This window comes from Micromonospora sp. NPDC007230, assembly GCF_042869115.1.
Classification (GTDB): Bacteria; Actinomycetota; Actinomycetes; order Mycobacteriales; family Micromonosporaceae; genus Micromonospora.
Map to the genome: position 1 here is coordinate 1 of NZ_JBIAFE010000006.1, position 17,944 is coordinate 17,944.

A 17,944-nucleotide genomic window follows, 5' to 3' on the forward strand; every position below is an offset into this window, starting at 1 on the left:
ACCACTGGGTAATCTGCACCTACGAAGTGCCTCTCACGCGGGGAACCTGCACGACTCGACACCGGGCAGTTTTCCTTACGTGGCAGGCACTTCGCCATATCTACCGACTCACCACCCATCCAAGATCACGATCGCCGTGAAAGGCCGAGGTTAGATGTATAGAGCCGTGGGTCACACACCACCTCAAGGCGGCCCAGACCTTTATTGAGCGGGACTCACGCTCCTGGCCGGGGGCGATCGGGCCGACGAACGACCGCCCGACCAGCGAGTCCCGCAGGTAGCCCAGCGCCGTGGAGAGGTTGTTCCACCCCACGCTCACCGAGCCGACCGTCTCCGGGTCCGCCGACAGCGTCACCTCGCGGACGCAGCGCTCCCAGCTTCCTGCCACGACTGTCCCTCTACCCGTCAGACATACGTCTGTTGTGGACCGTGGCGGCACCGACGGTAGTCGCCCGTGTGGATGCGATGTTAGTCTGCGTCGGCCACGAAATGATCACGGTGAGCAACCGGGGGACACATGGGGGCCGGCGTTCCGAGCGCGGGGGGCTTGCTGGATCCGGACGGCGCGATGGATCGGCTGGCGGCGTGGAAGGGTCGGATCGACCGGTTGGCGGCCGACACCAAGGCGATGAGTGACCGGCTCCAGGAGCTGCGGGTGACGGTTGCCGACGGCAACGGCCTGTGCGAGGTCACGGTCGACTCCGTGGGGGCGTTGGTCGACCTGCGGCTGGGTCCACGGATTCAGCGGGTCGCCCCCGAGGTCGTGGCCAGGACGATCATGGACACGATCCGCGAGGCGAAACGGCAGTTGGCCGACCGCTCGCAGGAAATCATCGCCGACACGGTGGGCACCGAGTCGGCAGCGGCGCGAGCGATCGCCGAGCGCGTCGGGCAGCAGCTACGCGACGCCGATCCCGCCGCGGACGGCCCCGACGACCAGCACTCCGGGTGGTGAGCCCGATGGCCGACGGTTTCGCGGTCGACGCCGAGCAGATCCACGCGCATGCCCGCAATATCGACACGCTGCGGGGGCGTTTCGACGCGGTCAAGACCGCCAGCGCGCACATCGCGCAGGACGACGAGGCGTACGGACTGCTCTGCAGCTGGCTGCCGGCAATCCTGGAGGGCCGGCACAGGCGACAGGACGAGTTGATCGCGTACGTCGAGGAGAACCTGTCGTTGGTCGCCGCCGGGCTGCGGAAGACCGCCGACAACTACGACAACGCCGACACCGACGCCGACACCGCGATCCGTAAAGCGGGTGGGGGGCTGACGGGGGCGGCGCGATGACCGACACGTCGCTGGTCGCCGACGTCGTCTCGACCCGCAAGCCCTGGACCGGGGCGGCCCTGGCCGACAGCTTCCAGGGGCTGGTCGACGCCATCCACAGCGAGGGCTGGGTCGACGACCTGATCGCGGGCGCGGCGTTCGGGATCGAAGCCGCCGCGAGCGTGATGGACCCGTTCAGCGCGCTGCTGGCCAACGGGCTGGGCTGGGCGATGGAATACTTCGAGCCGCTGCGGCAGATCCTCGACGAACTCACCGGCATGCCCGACGTGGTGGCCTCGCACGCGGCCACCTGGGACAACATGGCCGCCGCGCTGCAGAGCATGGCCACCGACCTCAAGTCCTTCGTCGAGGGGGACACGCCGCACTGGCAGGGGCCGGCCGCCACGGCCTACCACAACCTGATGGAACACAACGTGGAGGCGATCAACGGGCTCGGCGGTATCTCCGCCGCGATGGCCGCCGCCACCCAGGCCGCCGGGAACCTGGTGATGTTCACCCGCGACATCGTGCGTGACCTCATCGCGGACCTGGTGGCCCGGGTGATCGTGTGGGCGGTCGAGGCGATCTTCGTGGTCACGATCCCGGTGATCGCCGCGCAGATCGCGGCAGCCGTGGTGAAGTGGGCCGGGCGCATCCTGACCTACGTCATGTCCCTGATCACCAGCCTGACCAACCTCTCCAAGCTGCTGGACGGCTGAGGGCCCGACGATGGCGAAACCCAAGACCCCCCACGGCGGCGGAAACGGCGACGGCCCGAACCCGTCCCGCCCACCCGGCGACGGTGAGGGCGATGGCGCCGGCACCCCGTCAGGGCGACGCCGCACCACCGACGTCCCCGAGAACGTCAGCCGAGCCCAGGAGACCGTCGCCGAGGAGGCACGCCAGGGCCGCCCGGGCGGCGACCAGGGCGGCTCGCAGGGCAAACCCTCGGGCAGCGACGACGGATACCAGACCCCGAAACCCGGCACTCCGGAGTACGACCGCCGGGTGCAAGAGCTCGCCGCCGACCCGGCCCACAACGGAAAGATCAGCGCCAAGTCGCGCCGAGAGGCGGAGGTCGGGCTCGAGGCCGAGGCGCAGGGCAAGATCCCTGGCCCGATTCGCCGCGCCGAGCTCGACAACACCGATCCTGCATTCCAGAAGGATCAGGGCGAGTTCATCGACTCCAACGGGAACAACTGGGACGTCAAGAGTCCGGTCGACACCTTCCCAGCCGGCCGGCAGGCCGGCCAGCCGATGCCCGAGGGCACGAAGGGACGCTACGACGGCGACGAGTTCGAGCAGAAGCTCGCCGACGAGGTGGACGGCGGACAGCATGTCATCATCGACAGCAAAAACCTGTCTCCGAGTTCCCTGGCCGACCTCAAGAGGCGGGTCGCCGGTAACACGGACTTGGACGGCAAGGTGGTGTTCCTCGAATGAGCAGGTACAAGCAGAGCAGCGCTGACGTGACCCGTTGGCCCGACAGTCCCGAGGCCAGGGAGGCGCTCGAGGAATGGTTCACCGCCGTCGCCTCGGACCCCACGTCGTACCTGTCGGGCGATTTTCTCGATTTCCGCGGCGCGGACCTCAGCACCATCGACCTGACGGATGCCTACCTGGTCAGTTCCTGCCTGACCGGCGTCCGATTCGAGGACGCCAATCTCGGCGGCGCAAACCTGAACAACGCAGAGCTTGCGGACGCCGACCTGAGCTTCGCCGACCTGGCCAAGGCGGAACTGGTTGGCTGCTCGGCCCCGAACGCCCGCTTTCGTGCTGCGAGGCTGTTCGCGGCGGAGCTCGACGAAGCCGTCCTGGCGGGCGCCGACCTCAGCCACGCGATTCTCAACTCGGCCAAGCTGTACAAGACCGATCTGCGCGGAGCCAACCTCGAGTTCGCGAGCCTGCGGTGGTGCAACCTCGGGGGCGGCACCATGCCCGCAGTCCTGACCGGCGCACGGATGTTCGGCTGCCAACTTGAGGGCGCCAAGGGGACCGTGGTCGGCCCGGTCGTGGTGGACGAGCACGGGACCCGGTCGCTCGACGGCGCCGAACTCGAGGCGTGGTTGTCGGAACGGGGCGCGGAAAACATCCAGGTGCTCCGCGTCTCGGGCTGAGCAGCGCCTCCTTCGCGAGCGCCCGCCACTGGGCCACCTCGCTCCGCCTGGCCGAAGCGGAGAGGGGTGGCCTACAGCAGCTTGTGCCGGTCGGTCCAGTCGCGCACCGCGGCCGCGATCGCTCGCGGCTGATCCTCGGGTGGTGACAGGCCGGCCGCGAGAGCCAGCGATGCCTGGCCAATTTCCCAGTTCCAACGTGGGCCGCCAGGGACTCGAACCCTGAACCAATGGATTAAAAGTAGCCAGAAGAGGACAGAGTGCCATCATTCGCCCGCCGTCCGGATTCCGGGCGCGTCGTCCAGCCGCGTTGGTGCTGGTCCGCGCGGCGCCTACGTTGGATCGCACGGCGATGAGTGGCCGGCTGGGGCGCGAATCCAGGAGGCGCGCCGTGAGTCCGTCCGGCATCGGAACATCGGAGCGCCCCTGGAGCGCCCCCGGCCGCAGGTACCGCCCGCTACACCTTGCCCCTGGCTTCCCCTTTTCGCTCTCCGTTCGCGCTCCACGTCCCTATAACGCTGGCGTTATTCGTGGGCTATAGTGGGTGTGTGAGCGAGTGGGAGGTCAGCCTCATCGAAGACGTCGAGGACTGGCTGCTCAACCTGGCCAAGTCTGACCCCGACTTCGCCAACCAGGTCGCTGCGGCCATAGATCTGCTCGCCGCCGAGGGCCCGGCGCTCGGTCGACCGTTCGTCGACCAAGTCAAGGGCTCGAACTACAAGAACATGAAGGAGTTGCGGCCAGGATCGGCAGGGGGAACCGAGATCCGTATCCTGTTCGCCTTCGACCCTCAGCGGGAAGCCATCCTGCTGGTGGCGGGTGACAAGAGCGGCAACTGGAAGGGCTGGTACGAAACCAGCATTCTCGAAGCCGACAGGAAGTTCGCCGACCATCTGCGAGAGCTGAAGGGACAGCACTGATGGCGCGTAGCTGGCGGGATGTCCGCTCCCGCATGAACCTCGACGAGGCCAAGGTTGAGCAGCACAAGGAGCGCATGCGCGGCGAGGTACGCGCAGCGCGACTGCGTGAGATGCGCGAGAAGCGCGGCCTGACTCAGCAGCAGGTTGCCGACCGCATGAACGTTTCGCAACCGCGCGTCGCCGCCATCGAGAGTGGCGAACTGCCGAAGGCTGAGGTCGGCACGGTTGCCCGGTACATCGCTGCCCTTGGCGGCAAGGCTGAGTTCGTTGCCGAGTTCGATGGCGAACGTGTGACCCTCAGCTGATGTTTGGGGGCACGAGGCGCCTTTGTCGTTGCCCTCATGCTTGTCGTGCACGTCGCGAAGCCTCGGCTGATGCCGGTGCTTCGCCTTGACGTGGCTGTGGCATCGATCTCGCCCGCCGCCTGCGAGCCCGCCGCCCACGGCGATGCCGTGCTGTCGGCCCTGGGGCCTAACGCATACGAACGCCTTACGGACCGTGTCCGTCAGGCAGGCATGCCCTCCACCGGCGTTTTGGGGTTGGCTCTCAGGCGGTGTGGGGCGGTAGGTCGAGGAACTGCTCGATGTCGGCGATGGCGTCTTCTACCGTGCCGCCGGTCGCGGGGTCGTGCAGCCGGGCGCGCAGCGCGGGGATGACCCGGTCGGTGTCGAGTCGGTGGTGGATGCGGGCCAGGTGGCCGAGGCAGATCGCTGCGGTGGCTCGGACGTCCTCCTCCGGGTGGTCCAGCAGGCTGAGGTAGAAGTCCTGGCACCAGCGCCAGTCCGCATCGTGTAGGGCCAGTCCGACCATCGAGTCGGTGAGGGTGTCGATGTCGCCCGCCGCGAGCGCAGCGGTGGCGGTGTCGTGGGTCGCCGGGGCCGGCTCGTAGTAGCTCCGTTGTGTGCTCAATCCTGGTCCTTCGGCGGCGGGGTCGGTCTGCCCTTCTTGTCTACCAGCCCGGCCCGTTTGAGGGCGTTACGCATGTCGTCGTTCAGGCCGTCCGAGCTGTGGTCGTCCCGGTGGCGGACGTGGCCGTGGTAGATCTCGACGACGTCCTCGCCGGGATTGCGTGGCTCGATGCGGCGGTGCGGAGGATGACGATCTCGCCGGTCTCGTGATCTACGCCGATCCGGCGGCGCTCGTTGGTTTCCTTGATCTGCACGGAGCGGTCGAGTGCGGCCTGGCCATTGGTGGGGGCTCGGCTCGCGCTGCCCATGGCCAGGTTCCGGTCGGTGTCCCGGTGCTTGGGTCGCTGCTCGTCGCCGACGTGGTACTCCCGCCGTACCCGGGGAGTCTTGGCGAGTTGGGCGACCGGCCTGACCAGCGCCGACTCCACCTGGGGCGGCACGGCCGCGTCGCGCAGGCGTCTGTTGCGGCTGCGCTTACCCACCGAGGATCGCCTGTAGTGCCATGTCGATGAGCTGGTCGATGATCAGACCGGTGATCATCTTGAAGATCGGGATCTCCAGCAGGGACGCGCCGAAGGTCGCCACCGCCGTGGCGACCGCCTGGGCGATCTGGACGGCCAGGATGACCAACTGGACGATGATCTGGACCTTCAATGCCAGCACGACCGCGGCGACCACCACGTAGCCGGCGCCCAGCACAGTGATGGCGGTGGTGTTCCCGGCCAGTACGCCGCCCGGGCCGTCGCCGCCGGACCAGTACGCCTCGAAGGCCGCCACCACGTCCCCCTGGTTGCCGCCAGTCACCTCCACGGCCAGCGCATCAGCCTCCCGACCCACCTCCTCGACTGTGGTGGCGAAGTCCATCCAGACCTGCCCGAACTCGAAGAGCTTCTCCTCGTCGCCCTCCGGCCAGTCGTACCCGATCATGCCGAGCAGGGAAGCGAGCTCACCCGGGATAGTCATGCCCAAGGTTCAGCTCAACTCCTCGGACAGTTCGCGGAACCGGGCGATCAACTCCTCCTCGATGGCCGTCATGTCCTCCGCGAGGGCCATCAAGTCCTCGCCGCAGTTCTGATACTCGTCGGCCATCGCGGCGCAGCACCGCAGCAGATAGCCGGACACGACCGGAGAGGACAGGGAGACCAGGGTGCCGAGCATGTCGCCGCCCCACGGCTCGCCGAAGCCCGTCAGCCGCGTGTCGAGCGTGTCGAGCGCGGTCGCCAGCCGATCACCCACATCGGCGAGCCGAGCGCCCGCCACCCGGACCTGATCCGGATCGATCTCCAATGACATCCGTCAGCCTGCTATCCGGGCGATCCGAGCTTGGGCGGAGGTGAGCGCGCTCAGGAACGATTGCATCTGGCGCACCGACTGCTGTTGCACGTCTTCGAGGCGTTCGAGCAGGACCGCCGGATCCGGTACGTCCGGTGCGTCGGCGATCGTTCGGGCCCGCAGGTCGTCGAGGGCGGCGTTGACGGCGATCGTCAACTGTTCGGCGAGATAGCCGCTGCCCTGACGTAGCGCCTGGGGCGCCAGGGTGATCGACTCGATGCGACCGCCGGGAGCGGCTACCACGGTGATCAGGCCGTCCGCCGCGTTGGCCTCGCCGCAGGTCTCGGCGCTCTCCGCCGCGGGGCGGTTGGCCCGCAATTCCCGAAGGGTGCGAAGGGCGCTGTCCATTGACTGGCGGAACTCGTCGGCGCTGGCCGTCATGAGGGCCCCTCTCCGACCGGTCGGCAGCCTCCCGGCGGCCACTACCTGTTCTGGACACAGCGGGACCGGGTGTGTGCCGTCCACTTGAGACAGGCGATGAACGGAGGGTACCCGATCGGTTACTGCGGCAGGGGGCGCCCGCAGTGAGCCGTCCGCTCTCTGCCACTTGTTGACGAGGGACCGCTGGGATCGGAAGCCGGGAACCATGCCCCAATCCGTCCAGTGCCCGGAACCTTGGAGCACCCACGGAACGGCCAACCCCGAGCGTGCGACTCACCGGGATGCCTCGCGTTGAGCGTGTCGGCGGCTTGTTCAAATGGGATGGTGACGGCGACATCAACCGGTCCGGCAACTACCGGCTGCGCCTGCGGCTGCGCTGAGGCGTTGGCCGTGCTTCGCGCCGAGGTGGCAGCCTTACGCGCCGACGTTGCTCGGCTGCTGCCGCATGCCGCTGAGGCAACGACGCAGAGACAGCGGGCCGCCGGTCGATCGGTTCCGGCCGGTGCTGGGGAGCGGCTTGCGATGGAGCGGGTGGCCCTGTTCCGGTCCTTGTTCGTCGGGCGTGACGACGTGTATGCCCAGCGGTGGGAGAAGGATGGCCGGAAGGGCTGGTATCCGCAGTTGGAGCGTTTGCCGGGGCAGACGTGGCAGGAGGCGAAGGAGGCCCGCCGGTACCGGGCGTTGACCGATGCGGTGCTCCACGACCACCTGTCCGGGAAGATCAGCATCGGGCTGTACCCGATGCTGGCTGATGACTCGTGCCGGCTTCTGGCCTGCGACTTTGTGGCGAGCAGTGGCAGCTTGACGCACAGGCGTACGTCCAGGCCGCCGAGGCTGTCGGTGTTCCGACCGCGGTTGAGGTTTCCCGCTCGGGGCAGGGCGCCCATGTGTGGGCCTTCTTCTCGGAGCCTGTGCCGGCGTTGGACGCGCGGGCGTTGGGGTTCGGTTTGCTGCGTGAGGCGATGGCCGTCCGCGGCGAGTTGGGGCTGGAGAGCTACGACCGGTTCTTCCCCACCCAGGATCACCTGCCGGCGAAGGGGGAAGGGTTGGGCAACCTCATCGCGTTGCCGCTGCAGAAGCAGTGCCGCGACGCAGGCACCACGGTCTTCGTCGACCCGGAGACGTTCACGCCGTATCCCGATCAGTGGGCATTCCTTGCGGGTGCCGGCCGGCTCGGTCTGGCCGACGTGCAGCGGCTGGTCGCCGACCTGCGTCCGGTGGCGGTCGGCCCGGACGCGGTGTTGTTCCGGTCGGCGCTGCGCCCCGAGGCGGCTGCGCCGGCCGTGGTCCATGCCGAATGGGCGGGGATGCTCGCGATCCGCCGGGCTGGACTGCCACCGTCGCTGCTGGCCTCCCTCAAGCACGCCGCGTCGCTGGCGAACCCGGAGTTCTACAAGAACGAGAACCTGCGCCTGTCGAACTGGAACACACCGCGTTTCGTGCGCTGCTACCGCGAGGATTTGGAGTTCCTGTACCTGCCTCGGGCGATGGCGGACAAGGCCGCCGAACTGGTGGCGCAGGCCGGCAGCCGGCTCGACATCACCGACCGGCGCGCTGACCCGCCGCCCATCGACGTGGCGTTCACCGCGACCTTGCGGGACCGTCAGCCCGCCGCGGTAGCCGACCTCGCCCGCCACGAGCACGGCGTGTTGGAAGCCCCACCGGGATCGGGCAAGACCGTCATGGGTTGCGCCCTCATCGCCCACCACCGCACACCCACTCTCGTTCTGGTGGACCGGGCCCCGCTGATGGACCAGTGGCGCGACCGCCTCACCACGGTCCTCGACGTCGACCCTGGGCAGATCGGGCAGATCGGCGGTGGTAAGACCAAGCCGACCGGGTACATCGACCTGGCCATGATCCAGACCGTCGCCCGCATGGACGACGCCGCGCAGCGGCTCGACGGCTACGGGCTGGTCATTGTCGACGAAGCCCACCACGCGGGTGCCCCCACCGTGGAGAAGGCACTACGCCGCATCCCTGCCCGCCGATGGGTCGGCCTGACCGCCACCGCCTACCGCCGCGACGGCCTCGGGCCGGTCATCTTCATGCACTGCGGCCCAAAGCGGCACACCATCCCGATGATCGACAAAGCAGATCCGGACGCCCCGCGACGCGACCTGCACATCCACCACACCGACTTCGTGCTTCCCGACGACTCCGACACCACCAAGCCCGGAGCGATCACCTCCGTGGTGTTCGGCGGTCTCGTCGCCGACGACAGCCGCAACGAGCAGGTCTGCCAGGACGTACACGCCGCCCTCGGACGCGGCCGCAACTGCCTGGTCCTTACCCGGCAGACCGCCCACGTCGAGGCCCTCGCCTCCCAGCTACGCGACCTCGGCCACGAACCCCACCTGCTCTACGCCACCCGCAAAGCCAAAGACCTCAAACAGGTCCTCGCCTTCCTCGCCGCCCCGCCCGCCGACGGGCCACCGCTGCTGGTCGTCGCCACCGACAAATACGTCGGCGAAGGCTACGACTGCCCGAAACTGGACACCCTTTTCCTGGCCCATCCCGTCTCGTTCAAGGGCAGCATGGTGCAGTACGTCGGCCGGATCCTGCGCGCCTACCCCGGCAAGACCACCGTCGAGGTCCACGACTACGTCGACGAACACGTCGGCGTCCTCGCCGCCATGTGGCGCAAACGATCCCGCTCCTACACCCAACTCGGCTTCGCCATCGCCACAGGCGGCGGCTGACTGGGACTGCGCCGGGTCATCAGCCGAGCCCGGCCCGGTCGAAGCGGTCCAGCAGGCTCGGCTTACGGGCGTGCCGCTCGCGCAGCTGCCGCACGCGCCGGCGAAACGCCTCGGTGTCGCCGTCCCGATCGGCCAGCGCCTTCAGGTCGGACAGCAGCGCGACGGCCGCGTCGTACTCCTTCGGCCTCTTCGTCTCGATCATCGTGGCCACCCGCTGCCACGCCTCCTCCCGCCGTCCGGCGAGTGCGTTCAGGTGTCGCTCGCGGGCAGCAGCGGCCGCCCGCTCCCGGCGCTCCCGCTCGGCTGCCTCCCGCTCACGGGCGAGCCGCTGCCGCCGCAACCAGCGCTCCCCCGCAGCGGCCAACAGCTCCCCGACAGTGCGGCGACCGCCGGGGCCCTCGTTCGGGGCCGCGCCTTGGAAACGGGCCAGCAGTTCCGACCGCAGGTGCGCGTCGTCGCCGCGCAACAGCCGTAGGACAAGATTATCCTTCTCCGACTCCGGCAGCGCCTTCACCCATCGGGACAGCGACGCCACCGATGGCGTCGAGTCCTTCAGCGGCTTGCTCGTCTCGGCTGCCGCGGCGAGCAGATCCGGGTCCAGCCGCAGGAAGTCGACCAGGGCGGCCTGCGGCCCGGACAGGTCCCCCAGACCGGCCGGGACCGGCGGCTCCGGCTCGTCGTCGTCCAACTCCCTACCCTGTACGCACAACAGCCACGCCAGATACAGCAACCGCCGATCACCGGCCGCCAGTTCGGCCCGAGCGGGAAGGATCGCGGCGAGGTGGCCGCCGCCGTCGTACTCCTCGTCGCCGTCCTCATCCTCACTGTGCAGATCCACGATCACGTGCGAACGGGTTGCCCAGGAACAGGCCGACTCCCCGACGCAGTACTCCGCGGCCGTGCCCGGGTCCAGCACAGCGGCCGGTAGCCGCAGCGCGATCCGGTGCGTGCCCCAGTTCGCCAGGTACAGGAACGCGTCGAAGTACCACTGCATCCACTCCCGCGGGTCACCCTTCAGGTCACCCCACTGGTAGTCGTTGACGAAACTCGACGACGTGATCCGCGCACGCGTCGACAACGCCCGCAACTCCCGCTGCTGCGTGCTCGTCAACGGCCGGTCGACCGCCACGAACTCGTAGTACTGGTACTCACTCACCGCCCGCACCTTTCGCCATGGGGATCACCCGTCCGCCCAGTGCCGGTACGCCTCGATCCCCTCGGCACCGGCGGTGACGGCTCCGGCAAGTGAAGATCCTGAATCGCGATCGCCTGATGGATGCGACCTCGGTGGCAGATCGCGACCACTGGGCCGTGGCGCAGGTCAACGCGCCGTACCGTCACCTCGACACCCAGAACCTGCGTCGTGAACGGCATCGACAGGTTGTCCTCGATCATCGTGAACAGGCCGGTCAGCTGCTCGTCATCGTCGTAGGCGTCGACCGTCGCCTCGCCGACCAACGTGTCCAACTCGGCCCGGCTCAGTGAAACCACCGCCGCACCCTACGACAGCTCCCGTGTTTCGTCCTGAACCACCCTGTCCGCTCAGCCGATCACTATCCCCGGGCTGCCGCCGAGGGGCTGCCGCCCCGACATGCCGCTTGCCAGCACGGGCCGTCCGGCCAACACCGCAGGCGTGGTTCGTCGCGCGCAGCCCCCCGACCTGCATGTTCACACCGAGATTGCCTGGTACCTCATGCTGAACGATGTGCCGTGAACCGTCGGGTGACACGGCCGGCGCCGGGAAGCGGACGCGCGTAGGCGGCAGGATGGGCGGATGTTCCTCTTGCGCGCGACCGCGAAGCTGCGCCAACGCATCGGGCAGTCCGCCCCGCATGACGGCGAGCGGTCCACGACGTTGCTCGGGGACTGGTATGCCACGCTGCTCCCGTGGCGGCCGCAGGTCGCGCTGCTCGTCAACGAGCGGACGTTGCTGCCGGTGCTCATGGCCCTCGCGCCGGCCGCCACCATGCCGGCTCGGGTCGCCGACCAGGTCGGCGCTGTGCTCGCCGCCCACTGCGTGCCCGACCTGGTCATCCGCACAGAGGTCGACCAGATGCGCCAGTGGCGGATCGCGCCGACGGCCAATCGCAGCGTTGTCGGCATCATGAACGAGTTCTCTTTCCTCGCCGACGCCTGGCGCGACGCCGCCAAGCCGAACCTTCTCGATCTGGCCGTGCGGCTGGCCGCGACACCGTGTAGCCCGCTCTACAAGCGTCACGTCCGCCCCGACCGGGAACTCGCGGCCATCGTGCAGCAGATCAGTTCGTGAGCGGATCATGGGCATGCCGGTGGTCACCAAGTTTTCGGCCGACGGTCCGTCGGGGTAGCCCTGTGCAGAGTCTGACGGCAGATCAGCGGGCCGGCTGAGCGACTGCCCGTGGGCGGCGCTGCCGACCGGCGGAGCGTCGCGCCGGGTAGCCTGCCGTCCATGCAGCCTGCCTCGAAGCTGGAGCGCCGGGTGGCGACCGCTGCCGAGCAGGCGTTGCGGCGCCAGCGTTACGTGAGCCCACTTGACGTGCTGACCGGGATGGGTTGGGTGCCGCTCGGGCTGGTGACGGACTGGCGGCAGGGCCGGGTGCCGCACCTGGAAGCGGTCGCGGCGGTGTCGGCCGACCGGCTCGCCGAGGCGCTGGAGGTGTTCCGTCGCTGGGTGGTCAGCCGTGGCCTGCGCCCCAGCCAGGTCGAGTATCTCGCGGCCACCCGCGATCGGCGGCCGCTGCGCTTCACCGCCGCTGGCGATCTCACGCTGGAGTTGACGTACTGCACGCACTGGATGCCCGCGGATCTGCCGGAACGGCAGTGGGAGCGGCTGACTGCCCGGCAGAGCAAGCCGCCGGACCTGGTGGTGGTGCAGCCACTGAAGGCGTTCACCTGCGTCGGCTGTGGGCGCATCGACGCCGACCTGCTGATGATGGAGGACGCCGGGCCGGCGTGCCTCACCTGCGCTGACCTCGATCACCTGGTGTTCCTGCCGGCCGGTGACGCGGCGCTGACCCGTCGGGCCAAACAGGCCAGCCGGCTCTCGGCGGTGGTGGTGCGGTTCAGCCGCTCCCGCAAGCGCCACGAGCGGCAGGGGCTGCTGGTCGAGGAGGCCGCGGTCGAGCAGGCCGAGCAGCAGTGCCTCTCCGACGAGGACGCCCGTGCCCGCCGCCGCGAGCGGGACCGGCAGCGGCGAGAGGTCGCGGACGAGCGGTTCCAGCAGGATCTGGCCGAACAGATCGGCCGGCTGTTTCCCAGCTGCCCGCCGATGCGGGCGGCGGCGATCAGCCGACACACCGGCACCCGCGGCAGCGGCCGGGTGGGGCGCAGCGCAGCCGGTCGGGCGCTTGACCCGGACGCCGTGACCCGGGCCGTGGTCGCCTCCGTGCGGCACGAGGACACCGCGTACGACGAGCTGCTGATGGCCGGTGTGCCACGGGAGCAGGCCCGGGAACGCGTCCGGGACGACATCGATCAGGTCCTCGAACGGTGGCGGCGCCCGGCCTGAGCGCCGGACCGTCCCGAGCCTCGCTGGTCAGCGGTTGCCGAGCAGGGTCCGGGCGACGTCGGCCGGGTCGCTCAGGCGTGGCAGCGGGAGCATGTCACCAGTGTCCGGCTCGGTGGGTGATGGATTGGTGCGGCGTCGTTGCGGGATCTCGATCGCTGGGCTGCCGTCGAGGCGGAGGCCGGCCGGGGCGTGGCCGGCGGCGCGCAGTGCGGCCAGGGTTTCGGCCTGCGACTTCGCGCTGGCGAGCACGGTCGGGGCGAGCCGGACCAGGTGCAGGGCCTGCAGTGAGCGGGTGTTGAGGATTTCGGTGAGCAGGGTTTCGTCGGCGCTGCACAGGCAGCAGCCGGCTGGGCGTACCTGAACGCGGCCGTATCGGCGGGCTACGTCGTTGATCAGGTAGGTGAGTGTCTGCGGCACGCGGCCGCCTTCGGCCACCTCGGCGATCCGGGCCAGCAGATCCGCCGGGGTGCTTCCGGCGTCGAGTGCGGCGCGGATGCTGGCCGGCGAGAAGCGCCAGGTCCACGCGCCGCTGCGGGACTCTGGTGTGGCCGTGCTGTCCAGCAGAGCCAGCAGGTTGGCCGACGGGGTGCCGGTCACCACCGCGGTGAGGTCGTTCTGCAACAGGACCGTGTCGCGGGACCGGGGCAGCATGGCCTGAGCGTGCCGATGAGCCGCGTCGGCGCCACCGGCCAGCAGGCTACGGCAGAGGCTGGTCGCTGTTCCGTGAGCGAGCAGACCGAGCTGGTGGGCTTCCCGCCAGATGCCGGTGACGTATCGGTCCAGATCCTCGTCGGCCTGGTCGGTCAGGACAGGGCTCTGCCAGGCCAGCCGGTCGGCGAGCGTGCCGGGGTCGGTGGCGTGACCTTCGGGTAAGACGTGGGCGAGAGTGCGCAAGGTCAGGGCGCGCAGAGCCGTCAACGTCATCTCCTCGCCCTCGTCCCAGTAAAGGACGCGGGAGGAGACCGCGGTGGAGTCGGCCGGGGCGAGCGGGCACGCGGGCATCGTCAGCCAGGTCTCGACGAGGTCCAGCAGTTGGTCCGCGGGTTCGGCGGCGGCGAACTCGTCATAGGCCACCGAGAGGGCCAGACCGGTGTCCGAGGCCTCGGTGAGCCCGCCCGCGGCGAGCAGTTCGACGGTCAGCCGGGCACGATCTTCGTCCTGGCCGGACGACTTGGCGATCCGCCGCAGCTCGCGTACGCCGAGACCGCCCGTCTTGAGCAGGGGCACCGGGCCGCCGCTCATGGTTCCGACGATCGCGGTGATCGCGGCGAGGGTCTCCGAGGCAGCGGCTGCGGCCTCCCGTTCGGCGGCCTCCGGTGCGACCGGGGTGGTAGGCACGGCCGGCGGCTGCGGGTCGAACGCAGCGACGTAGCCCTCCCGCAGCGCGAGGGCGACCTCGCGGGGCATTTCCTCGGCGCCCCATGCGGAGCCGACGACGAGGCCACGCTCGGCGGCCCACGGCAGCGCCGCCCCGGCCGAGCCGAACATGATCCCTCGCAGATGGACGGGCTGTGCCGGCCGCGAGGCGAGCGCGGCGAGCCGGGCGCGAACGTCGGCCGGGGCCTGCGCCACGAGCCGGCGCACGTTCTCCGGCCGCGCCAGCCACCCGACCAGCGCAACGATCAACTCGTCCTTGCCGCGGCCCGTCACGGGGATGCCGTGCACCTTCGCCAGCCTGCGCAACTCGTTCATGTTCCGGGTGTTGAGCAGCTCGGCGGCGCCGGGTCCGAGGTCCAGCGGGTGCGGCCATATCGGGCTCAGGTGTGCCGCCGCGAAGCCGTCGGCGGACGGCCAGATCAGGGCGAGGTCGGTGAGACGGCGCAGCGCCGCGGCCAGGTCCGCGTCGCCCTCCGGTACGCCCAACAGGGTCGCCAGCCGCGCGGTGGTCCACCCGTCGCCCAGCGCCGCCGCGGCCTCGCCCACCTGGAGCTGCGGCAGGGTGAGCAACGCGCAGGCAGCCGCCATCGACGACGGGTGAAGCAGCCGTACGGCGAGCTGATCGACCGTCTTCGGCGCAGGCTCGATGGTCGCGTCACGACGAGTCGCGACCAGACTGGTGAGCTGCGCCTCGGTCAGGGTACGAAGATGAGCGGCGAGGGACTGCACCATGCCAACCTACGACGCCCCTCTCTCGCGGGAGGCGACAGGTACGCCATTCGGAGGACCGCGCCGCACGGTGTGGATCACCAGCTGTCTTGACCCCCTCCGTTCGGGTATCCGATTCGGGTGGACTCAATGTGGCAGAACCCGAACCGCATTCCGCAGCTCAGGGGCCAGTCGTAACGGTTTCACCGATAGCCAGGCGGGTCGTCTGACGGGGACTGGCTGGCAGGTCCAGCAGGAAGATCGATGGCAGGGTTATCCGCCGTCGAACACGTCGTCGAGGACAAGTCTCGCCCGGCCCGGCACCTCCTCCTCGGGGAAGACCTCCGCGCACAGGTTGAGGACCTGCTCGGTGGTGGTCAGCCTGAGGTGCTTGACCAGGAAGCGGATGTCGTCGGCGTCCCGGCGCCGCGCGGCGAGCACCTTCATGGCCAGGAGATGTTCCGGGGACGCTGCCGCCACTCGCAGGCCAGGATGGTCAAAGACCCGAGGAGCTGCCGCATCGCCACCGGGAGCCACGTAGGCGCTCGCTTGCTCGTTGAGCCACCAGTGCGGCAGGCCGAGCTCATCGGCAACCGCGCGAGCTTCGTCGAGTACGACGCCATGCGGCTGGAACACCGCGTCGATGTCCCGGGTCGCCCGTCGCGCGTCGTAGGCCAGAGCCATGGCCGCTCCGCCGAAGATGTAGAGGTCAGCGACCACACCTCGCCGGTGTAACCGATCCCCGAGCCGGCGGAAGGCGTCCTCGATCCCGGCACGGTCCAACAGCGGATCATCAGCGCTCACGCGACATTCAACTCCTGCGTTGACACGTACACCCCACGGCGCCGGAACGCCGCCGGCGCGTGAACCACCGCATCGACCCGGGCGGCAGGAGTGTTGAACGGGAACCAGAACCGCCGCAACGACCGTGTCTCGACCCACGACGGTGCCCCGCGCCCGTCCTTGGCCGCCAGGTGCTCCGCCAACGCCGCCAGGAACACGTCCCAGTGTTCGTCGCCGGTGGCGGATGGCTCCTCGTTCAACAGGGCGGCACGCTTTTCCAGTGGCTCCCAGCGGTACTCCTCGAGGAACTCCGCCACCAGCCGCCACCGTCGCGTCTCGTCGGCTCCGACGAGCAGGGCACCCAGCCGCGCCACCGTCAGCGGCTCGTACCTCGCACCATGACTTTGCACACCCTGACGCTAGTACGTCTGAGACGGGTTGATGGCAGCCACACTCTCTGTGAACGGGCACGCAGACCGTGACGACCGCCATGGTTAGTGGGTGGTCAGCGGCCCTCTGGGAATGTAACACCGGGGTCGGGCGTAGCAGCCGAGACTGCCCGCCGTCACGGACGAGGACGGCGGGTGCTTGACCAGTAGCTGCACGAACCGTGATCGGCGCAGGACGTTGATCACTGCCAGTTGCACCTGAAAGACCGCTCTGACGTCGGAACCCCCGCCACTGATTGAAGCAGGGAAGGCCACCAGAGAGACGGAAGCGGCCGCACCCTGGAGCCGTCGCAATGAGACCGGGTTGTCCTGTCCGCTTGGCCGACAGCAAGCGGCGAAGCACTCTTGCGAGCCAAGACCGAGGCTGGCTCGTGCCCCGATTGTCTTCCCGGCGTTGCCGTGGCTCACCGGGGTGAAAAGTGGGCCGCCAGGGACTCGAACCCTGAACCTATGGATTAAAAGTCCACAGCTCTGCCATTGAGCTAGCGGCCCGCCCGCTCAGGCTACCGGAACCCGCCCGGGCCGGGATTCCGGCTTCCCGCCGTCCATCGATGTCCGGCACCCGACGCCCCGACGATCAGGGGTGGCCGGCGGCGCGGTTGTCCGCTTGGCTTACCGGCATGACGATCGTGCGTACGGGGGTGCTGGTCGCGGCGACCCTGCTGACCGGGCTGATGGCGGGGTTGTTCTTCGCGTACTCGTGCTCGGTGATGCCGGGGCTGGCCGCGACGGACGACCGGAGCTTCGGGCAGACCATGCGGTGGATCAACCGGCGGATCCTGAACGGGTGGTTCCTCACCGCCTTCCTCGGGTCGATGGTGCTGCTCGTGGCGGCGGTCGCGCTGCACTTCAGGAACGGGCCGGTGCTGGCCTGGACGGGCGCGGCTCTGGTCCTCTACGGCGCCACGCTGGTGATCACCATGCGGTGGAACGTGCCGCTGAACGACCAGCTCGACCGGGCCGGCCCGGCCGACGACCCGGCGGAGGTCCGCAGGCGCTTCGAGGCACCGTGGGTGCGGTGGAACCTGGCGCGGACGATCACCTCGGTCGCGGCGTTCGGCTGCCTGATCGGGGCCCTGGTGGGCAGCGACTGACGCACGGCGCCGGATCGGCGACGTGGCGGTGTCCTGCCGGCGGGTCACCGCCAGATCGCCGATCCGGCGTCGCACCAGTCGGGCATGGCACCGGCCCCCGGGGGAACCGGGTGGGGCATGAGGTTGAGCAGCAGGCCCGCCGTGGCCGCGTCGAGCGAGGTGGCGGGGGCCGACGGGGTACGCCGGCCCGGTGGTGAGGTGCACGCCTGGCTGCCCGGGCAGAACCAGACGGTCTGCGGGCTGCCGCTGAGCCGTACCCGGCTGCGTCGCTTCGCGCACGTGCCGTTCGACTACTCGTCCACCGACGTACTCACCGATGCCGACCCGGAGGGGTACGTCTGCCCGCGCTGCCTGGCCGCCACCCAGGGCCGCCGGCGGCAGGAGCGGAGCTGGGTACGGCACGCGCCACGGCCCTGACCG

Annotated in this window: 22 protein-coding genes, 1 tRNA gene and 1 pseudogene; 13 read left to right on the forward strand and 11 right to left on the reverse strand. The window is 69.5% G+C overall.

Annotation, left to right across the window (positions count from 1 at the left end):
- The first annotated feature begins 568 nt into the window (after positions 1-568).
- The 7 genes from ACFYML_RS10385 to ACFYML_RS10415 all read left to right on the forward strand — a co-directional run bounded on the left by ACFYML_RS10385 (position 569) and on the right by ACFYML_RS10415 (position 4,608).
- Entirely contained in the window at positions 569-955 is a 387-nt protein-coding gene (locus ACFYML_RS10385) for a YbaB/EbfC family nucleoid-associated protein (protein ID WP_387420319.1), read from the forward strand.
- 5 nt (positions 956-960) lie between these two features.
- Entirely contained in the window at positions 961-1,290 is a 330-nt protein-coding gene (locus ACFYML_RS10390) for a type VII secretion target (protein ID WP_387420320.1), read from the forward strand.
- Positions 1,287-1,988, forward strand: a complete 702-nt coding sequence (locus ACFYML_RS10395; RefSeq protein WP_387420321.1) for a WXG100 family type VII secretion target — start codon at positions 1,287-1,289, stop codon at positions 1,986-1,988. Before ACFYML_RS10390 ends, ACFYML_RS10395 begins: the two co-directional genes overlap by 4 nt.
- A 10-nt stretch (positions 1,989-1,998) precedes the next feature.
- Positions 1,999-2,712: a hypothetical protein gene (locus ACFYML_RS10400; protein WP_387420322.1), complete on the forward strand. Its 714-nt coding sequence runs from the start codon at positions 1,999-2,001 to the stop codon at positions 2,710-2,712.
- Positions 2,709-3,386: a pentapeptide repeat-containing protein gene (locus tag ACFYML_RS10405; RefSeq protein ID WP_387420323.1), complete on the forward strand. Its 678-nt coding sequence runs from the start codon at positions 2,709-2,711 to the stop codon at positions 3,384-3,386. Before ACFYML_RS10400 ends, ACFYML_RS10405 begins: the two co-directional genes overlap by 4 nt.
- A 545-nt stretch (positions 3,387-3,931) precedes the next feature.
- Positions 3,932-4,303 (forward strand): type II toxin-antitoxin system RelE/ParE family toxin, encoded by a 372-nt coding sequence (locus ACFYML_RS10410; RefSeq protein ID WP_387420324.1) that lies wholly within the window; start codon positions 3,932-3,934, stop codon positions 4,301-4,303.
- 32 nt (positions 4,304-4,335) lie between these two features.
- Positions 4,336-4,608, forward strand: coding sequence for a helix-turn-helix transcriptional regulator (locus ACFYML_RS10415; protein ID WP_240033225.1), 273 nt, complete (start codon positions 4,336-4,338; stop codon positions 4,606-4,608).
- 241 nt (positions 4,609-4,849) lie between these two features.
- On the opposite strand, the gene ACFYML_RS10420 is transcribed toward ACFYML_RS10415, so the two are convergent.
- The 5 genes from ACFYML_RS10420 to ACFYML_RS10440 form a co-directional block, all read right to left on the reverse strand.
- Positions 4,850-5,212 (reverse strand): hypothetical protein, encoded by a 363-nt coding sequence (locus ACFYML_RS10420; RefSeq protein WP_387420325.1) that lies wholly within the window; start codon positions 5,210-5,212, stop codon positions 4,850-4,852.
- 82 nt (positions 5,213-5,294) lie between these two features.
- On the reverse strand, positions 5,295-5,693 hold the full coding sequence (locus ACFYML_RS10425) for a hypothetical protein (RefSeq protein ID WP_387420326.1): 399 nt from the start codon (positions 5,691-5,693) through the stop codon (positions 5,295-5,297).
- The gene (locus ACFYML_RS10430) at positions 5,686-6,174 is read right to left on the reverse strand and encodes a hypothetical protein (RefSeq protein ID WP_387420327.1); all 489 of its coding nucleotides are present in this window, start codon (positions 6,172-6,174) and stop codon (positions 5,686-5,688) included. The genes ACFYML_RS10425 and ACFYML_RS10430 overlap by 8 nt, the downstream gene beginning before the upstream one ends.
- Before the next feature lie 9 nt (positions 6,175-6,183).
- A complete protein-coding gene (locus ACFYML_RS10435) occupies positions 6,184-6,498 on the reverse strand; it encodes a hypothetical protein (RefSeq protein ID WP_387420328.1) in 315 nt (104 codons plus the stop codon).
- A 9-nt stretch (positions 6,499-6,507) separates the two neighbouring features.
- Positions 6,508-6,924: a YbaB/EbfC family nucleoid-associated protein gene (locus ACFYML_RS10440; protein ID WP_387420329.1), complete on the reverse strand. Its 417-nt coding sequence runs from the start codon at positions 6,922-6,924 to the stop codon at positions 6,508-6,510.
- A gap of 522 nt (positions 6,925-7,446) precedes the next feature.
- On the opposite strand from ACFYML_RS10440, the pseudogene ACFYML_RS10445 reads away from it, so the two are divergent.
- Both ACFYML_RS10445 and ACFYML_RS10450 read left to right on the forward strand, forming a co-directional pair.
- Positions 7,447-8,057: pseudogene (locus ACFYML_RS10445) on the forward strand (DNA helicase); the annotation flags it as partial.
- A 354-nt stretch (positions 8,058-8,411) separates the two neighbouring features.
- On the forward strand, positions 8,412-9,626 hold the full coding sequence (locus ACFYML_RS10450) for a DEAD/DEAH box helicase (RefSeq protein ID WP_387420562.1): 1,215 nt from the start codon (positions 8,412-8,414) through the stop codon (positions 9,624-9,626).
- A 19-nt stretch (positions 9,627-9,645) separates the two neighbouring features.
- On the opposite strand, the gene ACFYML_RS10455 is transcribed toward ACFYML_RS10450, so the two are convergent.
- Together ACFYML_RS10455 and ACFYML_RS10460 are read right to left on the reverse strand one after the other, a co-directional pair.
- Complete coding sequence (locus ACFYML_RS10455) at positions 9,646-10,782, reverse strand: hypothetical protein (protein ID WP_387420330.1); 1,137 nt, start codon at positions 10,780-10,782, stop codon at positions 9,646-9,648.
- On the reverse strand, positions 10,779-11,117 hold the full coding sequence (locus ACFYML_RS10460; protein ID WP_387420331.1) for a hypothetical protein: 339 nt from the start codon (positions 11,115-11,117) through the stop codon (positions 10,779-10,781). Before ACFYML_RS10460 ends, ACFYML_RS10455 begins: the two co-directional genes overlap by 4 nt.
- A gap of 283 nt (positions 11,118-11,400) precedes the next feature.
- Here ACFYML_RS10460 and ACFYML_RS10465 point away from each other — a divergent pair, with 283 nt between their 5' ends.
- Together ACFYML_RS10465 and ACFYML_RS10470 are read left to right on the forward strand one after the other, a co-directional pair.
- On the forward strand, positions 11,401-11,895 hold the full coding sequence (locus ACFYML_RS10465) for a DUF6933 domain-containing protein (protein WP_387420332.1): 495 nt from the start codon (positions 11,401-11,403) through the stop codon (positions 11,893-11,895).
- Positions 11,896-12,054: 159 nt separating this feature from the next.
- Positions 12,055-13,113, forward strand: a complete 1,059-nt coding sequence (locus tag ACFYML_RS10470) for a DUF2293 domain-containing protein (RefSeq protein WP_387420333.1) — start codon at positions 12,055-12,057, stop codon at positions 13,111-13,113.
- 27 nt (positions 13,114-13,140) lie between these two features.
- On the opposite strand, the gene ACFYML_RS10475 is transcribed toward ACFYML_RS10470, so the two are convergent.
- From ACFYML_RS10475 to ACFYML_RS10490, 4 genes are all read right to left on the reverse strand, one after another.
- Complete coding sequence (locus ACFYML_RS10475) at positions 13,141-15,222, reverse strand: helicase-associated domain-containing protein (RefSeq protein WP_387420334.1); 2,082 nt, start codon at positions 15,220-15,222, stop codon at positions 13,141-13,143.
- Between the two features lie 249 nt (positions 15,223-15,471).
- Positions 15,472-15,918: a DUF6036 family nucleotidyltransferase gene (locus tag ACFYML_RS10480; RefSeq protein ID WP_387420335.1), complete on the reverse strand. Its 447-nt coding sequence runs from the start codon at positions 15,916-15,918 to the stop codon at positions 15,472-15,474.
- 80 nt (positions 15,919-15,998) lie between these two features.
- A complete protein-coding gene (locus tag ACFYML_RS10485) occupies positions 15,999-16,391 on the reverse strand; it encodes a hypothetical protein (protein ID WP_387420336.1) in 393 nt (130 codons plus the stop codon).
- Positions 16,392-16,850: 459 nt separating this feature from the next.
- A tRNA-Lys gene (locus ACFYML_RS10490) sits at positions 16,851-16,922 on the reverse strand.
- A 128-nt stretch (positions 16,923-17,050) separates the two neighbouring features.
- Between ACFYML_RS10490 and ACFYML_RS10495 the strand changes: the two genes are divergently transcribed.
- Positions 17,051-17,524: a DUF1772 domain-containing protein gene (locus tag ACFYML_RS10495; RefSeq protein WP_387420337.1), complete on the forward strand. Its 474-nt coding sequence runs from the start codon at positions 17,051-17,053 to the stop codon at positions 17,522-17,524.
- Between the two features lie 141 nt (positions 17,525-17,665).
- Entirely contained in the window at positions 17,666-17,941 is a 276-nt protein-coding gene (locus ACFYML_RS10500) for a hypothetical protein (protein WP_387420338.1), read from the forward strand.
- Positions 17,942-17,944 lie beyond the last annotated feature (3 nt).

What these genes read in the sequence shown, in the direction of transcription:
- ACFYML_RS10400 (WP_387420322.1), top strand. Translation starts at nt 1,999, where the DNA reads ATGGCGAAACCCAAGACCCCCCACGGCGGCGGAAACGGCGACGGCCCG.
- ACFYML_RS10405 (WP_387420323.1), top strand. Translation starts at nt 2,709, where the DNA reads ATGAGCAGGTACAAGCAGAGCAGCGCTGACGTGACCCGTTGGCCCGAC.
- ACFYML_RS10475 (WP_387420334.1), bottom strand. Translation starts at nt 15,222, where the DNA reads ATGGTGCAGTCCCTCGCCGCTCATCTTCGTACCCTGACCGAGGCGCAG.
- ACFYML_RS10415 (WP_240033225.1), top strand. Translation starts at nt 4,336, where the DNA reads ATGAACCTCGACGAGGCCAAGGTTGAGCAGCACAAGGAGCGCATGCGC.
- ACFYML_RS10470 (WP_387420333.1), top strand. Translation starts at nt 12,055, where the DNA reads ATGCAGCCTGCCTCGAAGCTGGAGCGCCGGGTGGCGACCGCTGCCGAG.
- ACFYML_RS10385 (WP_387420319.1), top strand. Translation starts at nt 569, where the DNA reads ATGGATCGGCTGGCGGCGTGGAAGGGTCGGATCGACCGGTTGGCGGCC.
- ACFYML_RS10395 (WP_387420321.1), top strand. Translation starts at nt 1,287, where the DNA reads ATGACCGACACGTCGCTGGTCGCCGACGTCGTCTCGACCCGCAAGCCC.
- ACFYML_RS10450 (WP_387420562.1), top strand. Translation starts at nt 8,412, where the DNA reads ATGGCGGACAAGGCCGCCGAACTGGTGGCGCAGGCCGGCAGCCGGCTC.
- ACFYML_RS10495 (WP_387420337.1), top strand. Translation starts at nt 17,051, where the DNA reads ATGACGATCGTGCGTACGGGGGTGCTGGTCGCGGCGACCCTGCTGACC.
- ACFYML_RS10390 (WP_387420320.1), top strand. Translation starts at nt 961, where the DNA reads ATGGCCGACGGTTTCGCGGTCGACGCCGAGCAGATCCACGCGCATGCC.
- ACFYML_RS10465 (WP_387420332.1), top strand. Translation starts at nt 11,401, where the DNA reads ATGTTCCTCTTGCGCGCGACCGCGAAGCTGCGCCAACGCATCGGGCAG.
- ACFYML_RS10430 (WP_387420327.1), bottom strand. Translation starts at nt 6,174, where the DNA reads ATGACTATCCCGGGTGAGCTCGCTTCCCTGCTCGGCATGATCGGGTAC.
- ACFYML_RS10440 (WP_387420329.1), bottom strand. Translation starts at nt 6,924, where the DNA reads ATGACGGCCAGCGCCGACGAGTTCCGCCAGTCAATGGACAGCGCCCTT.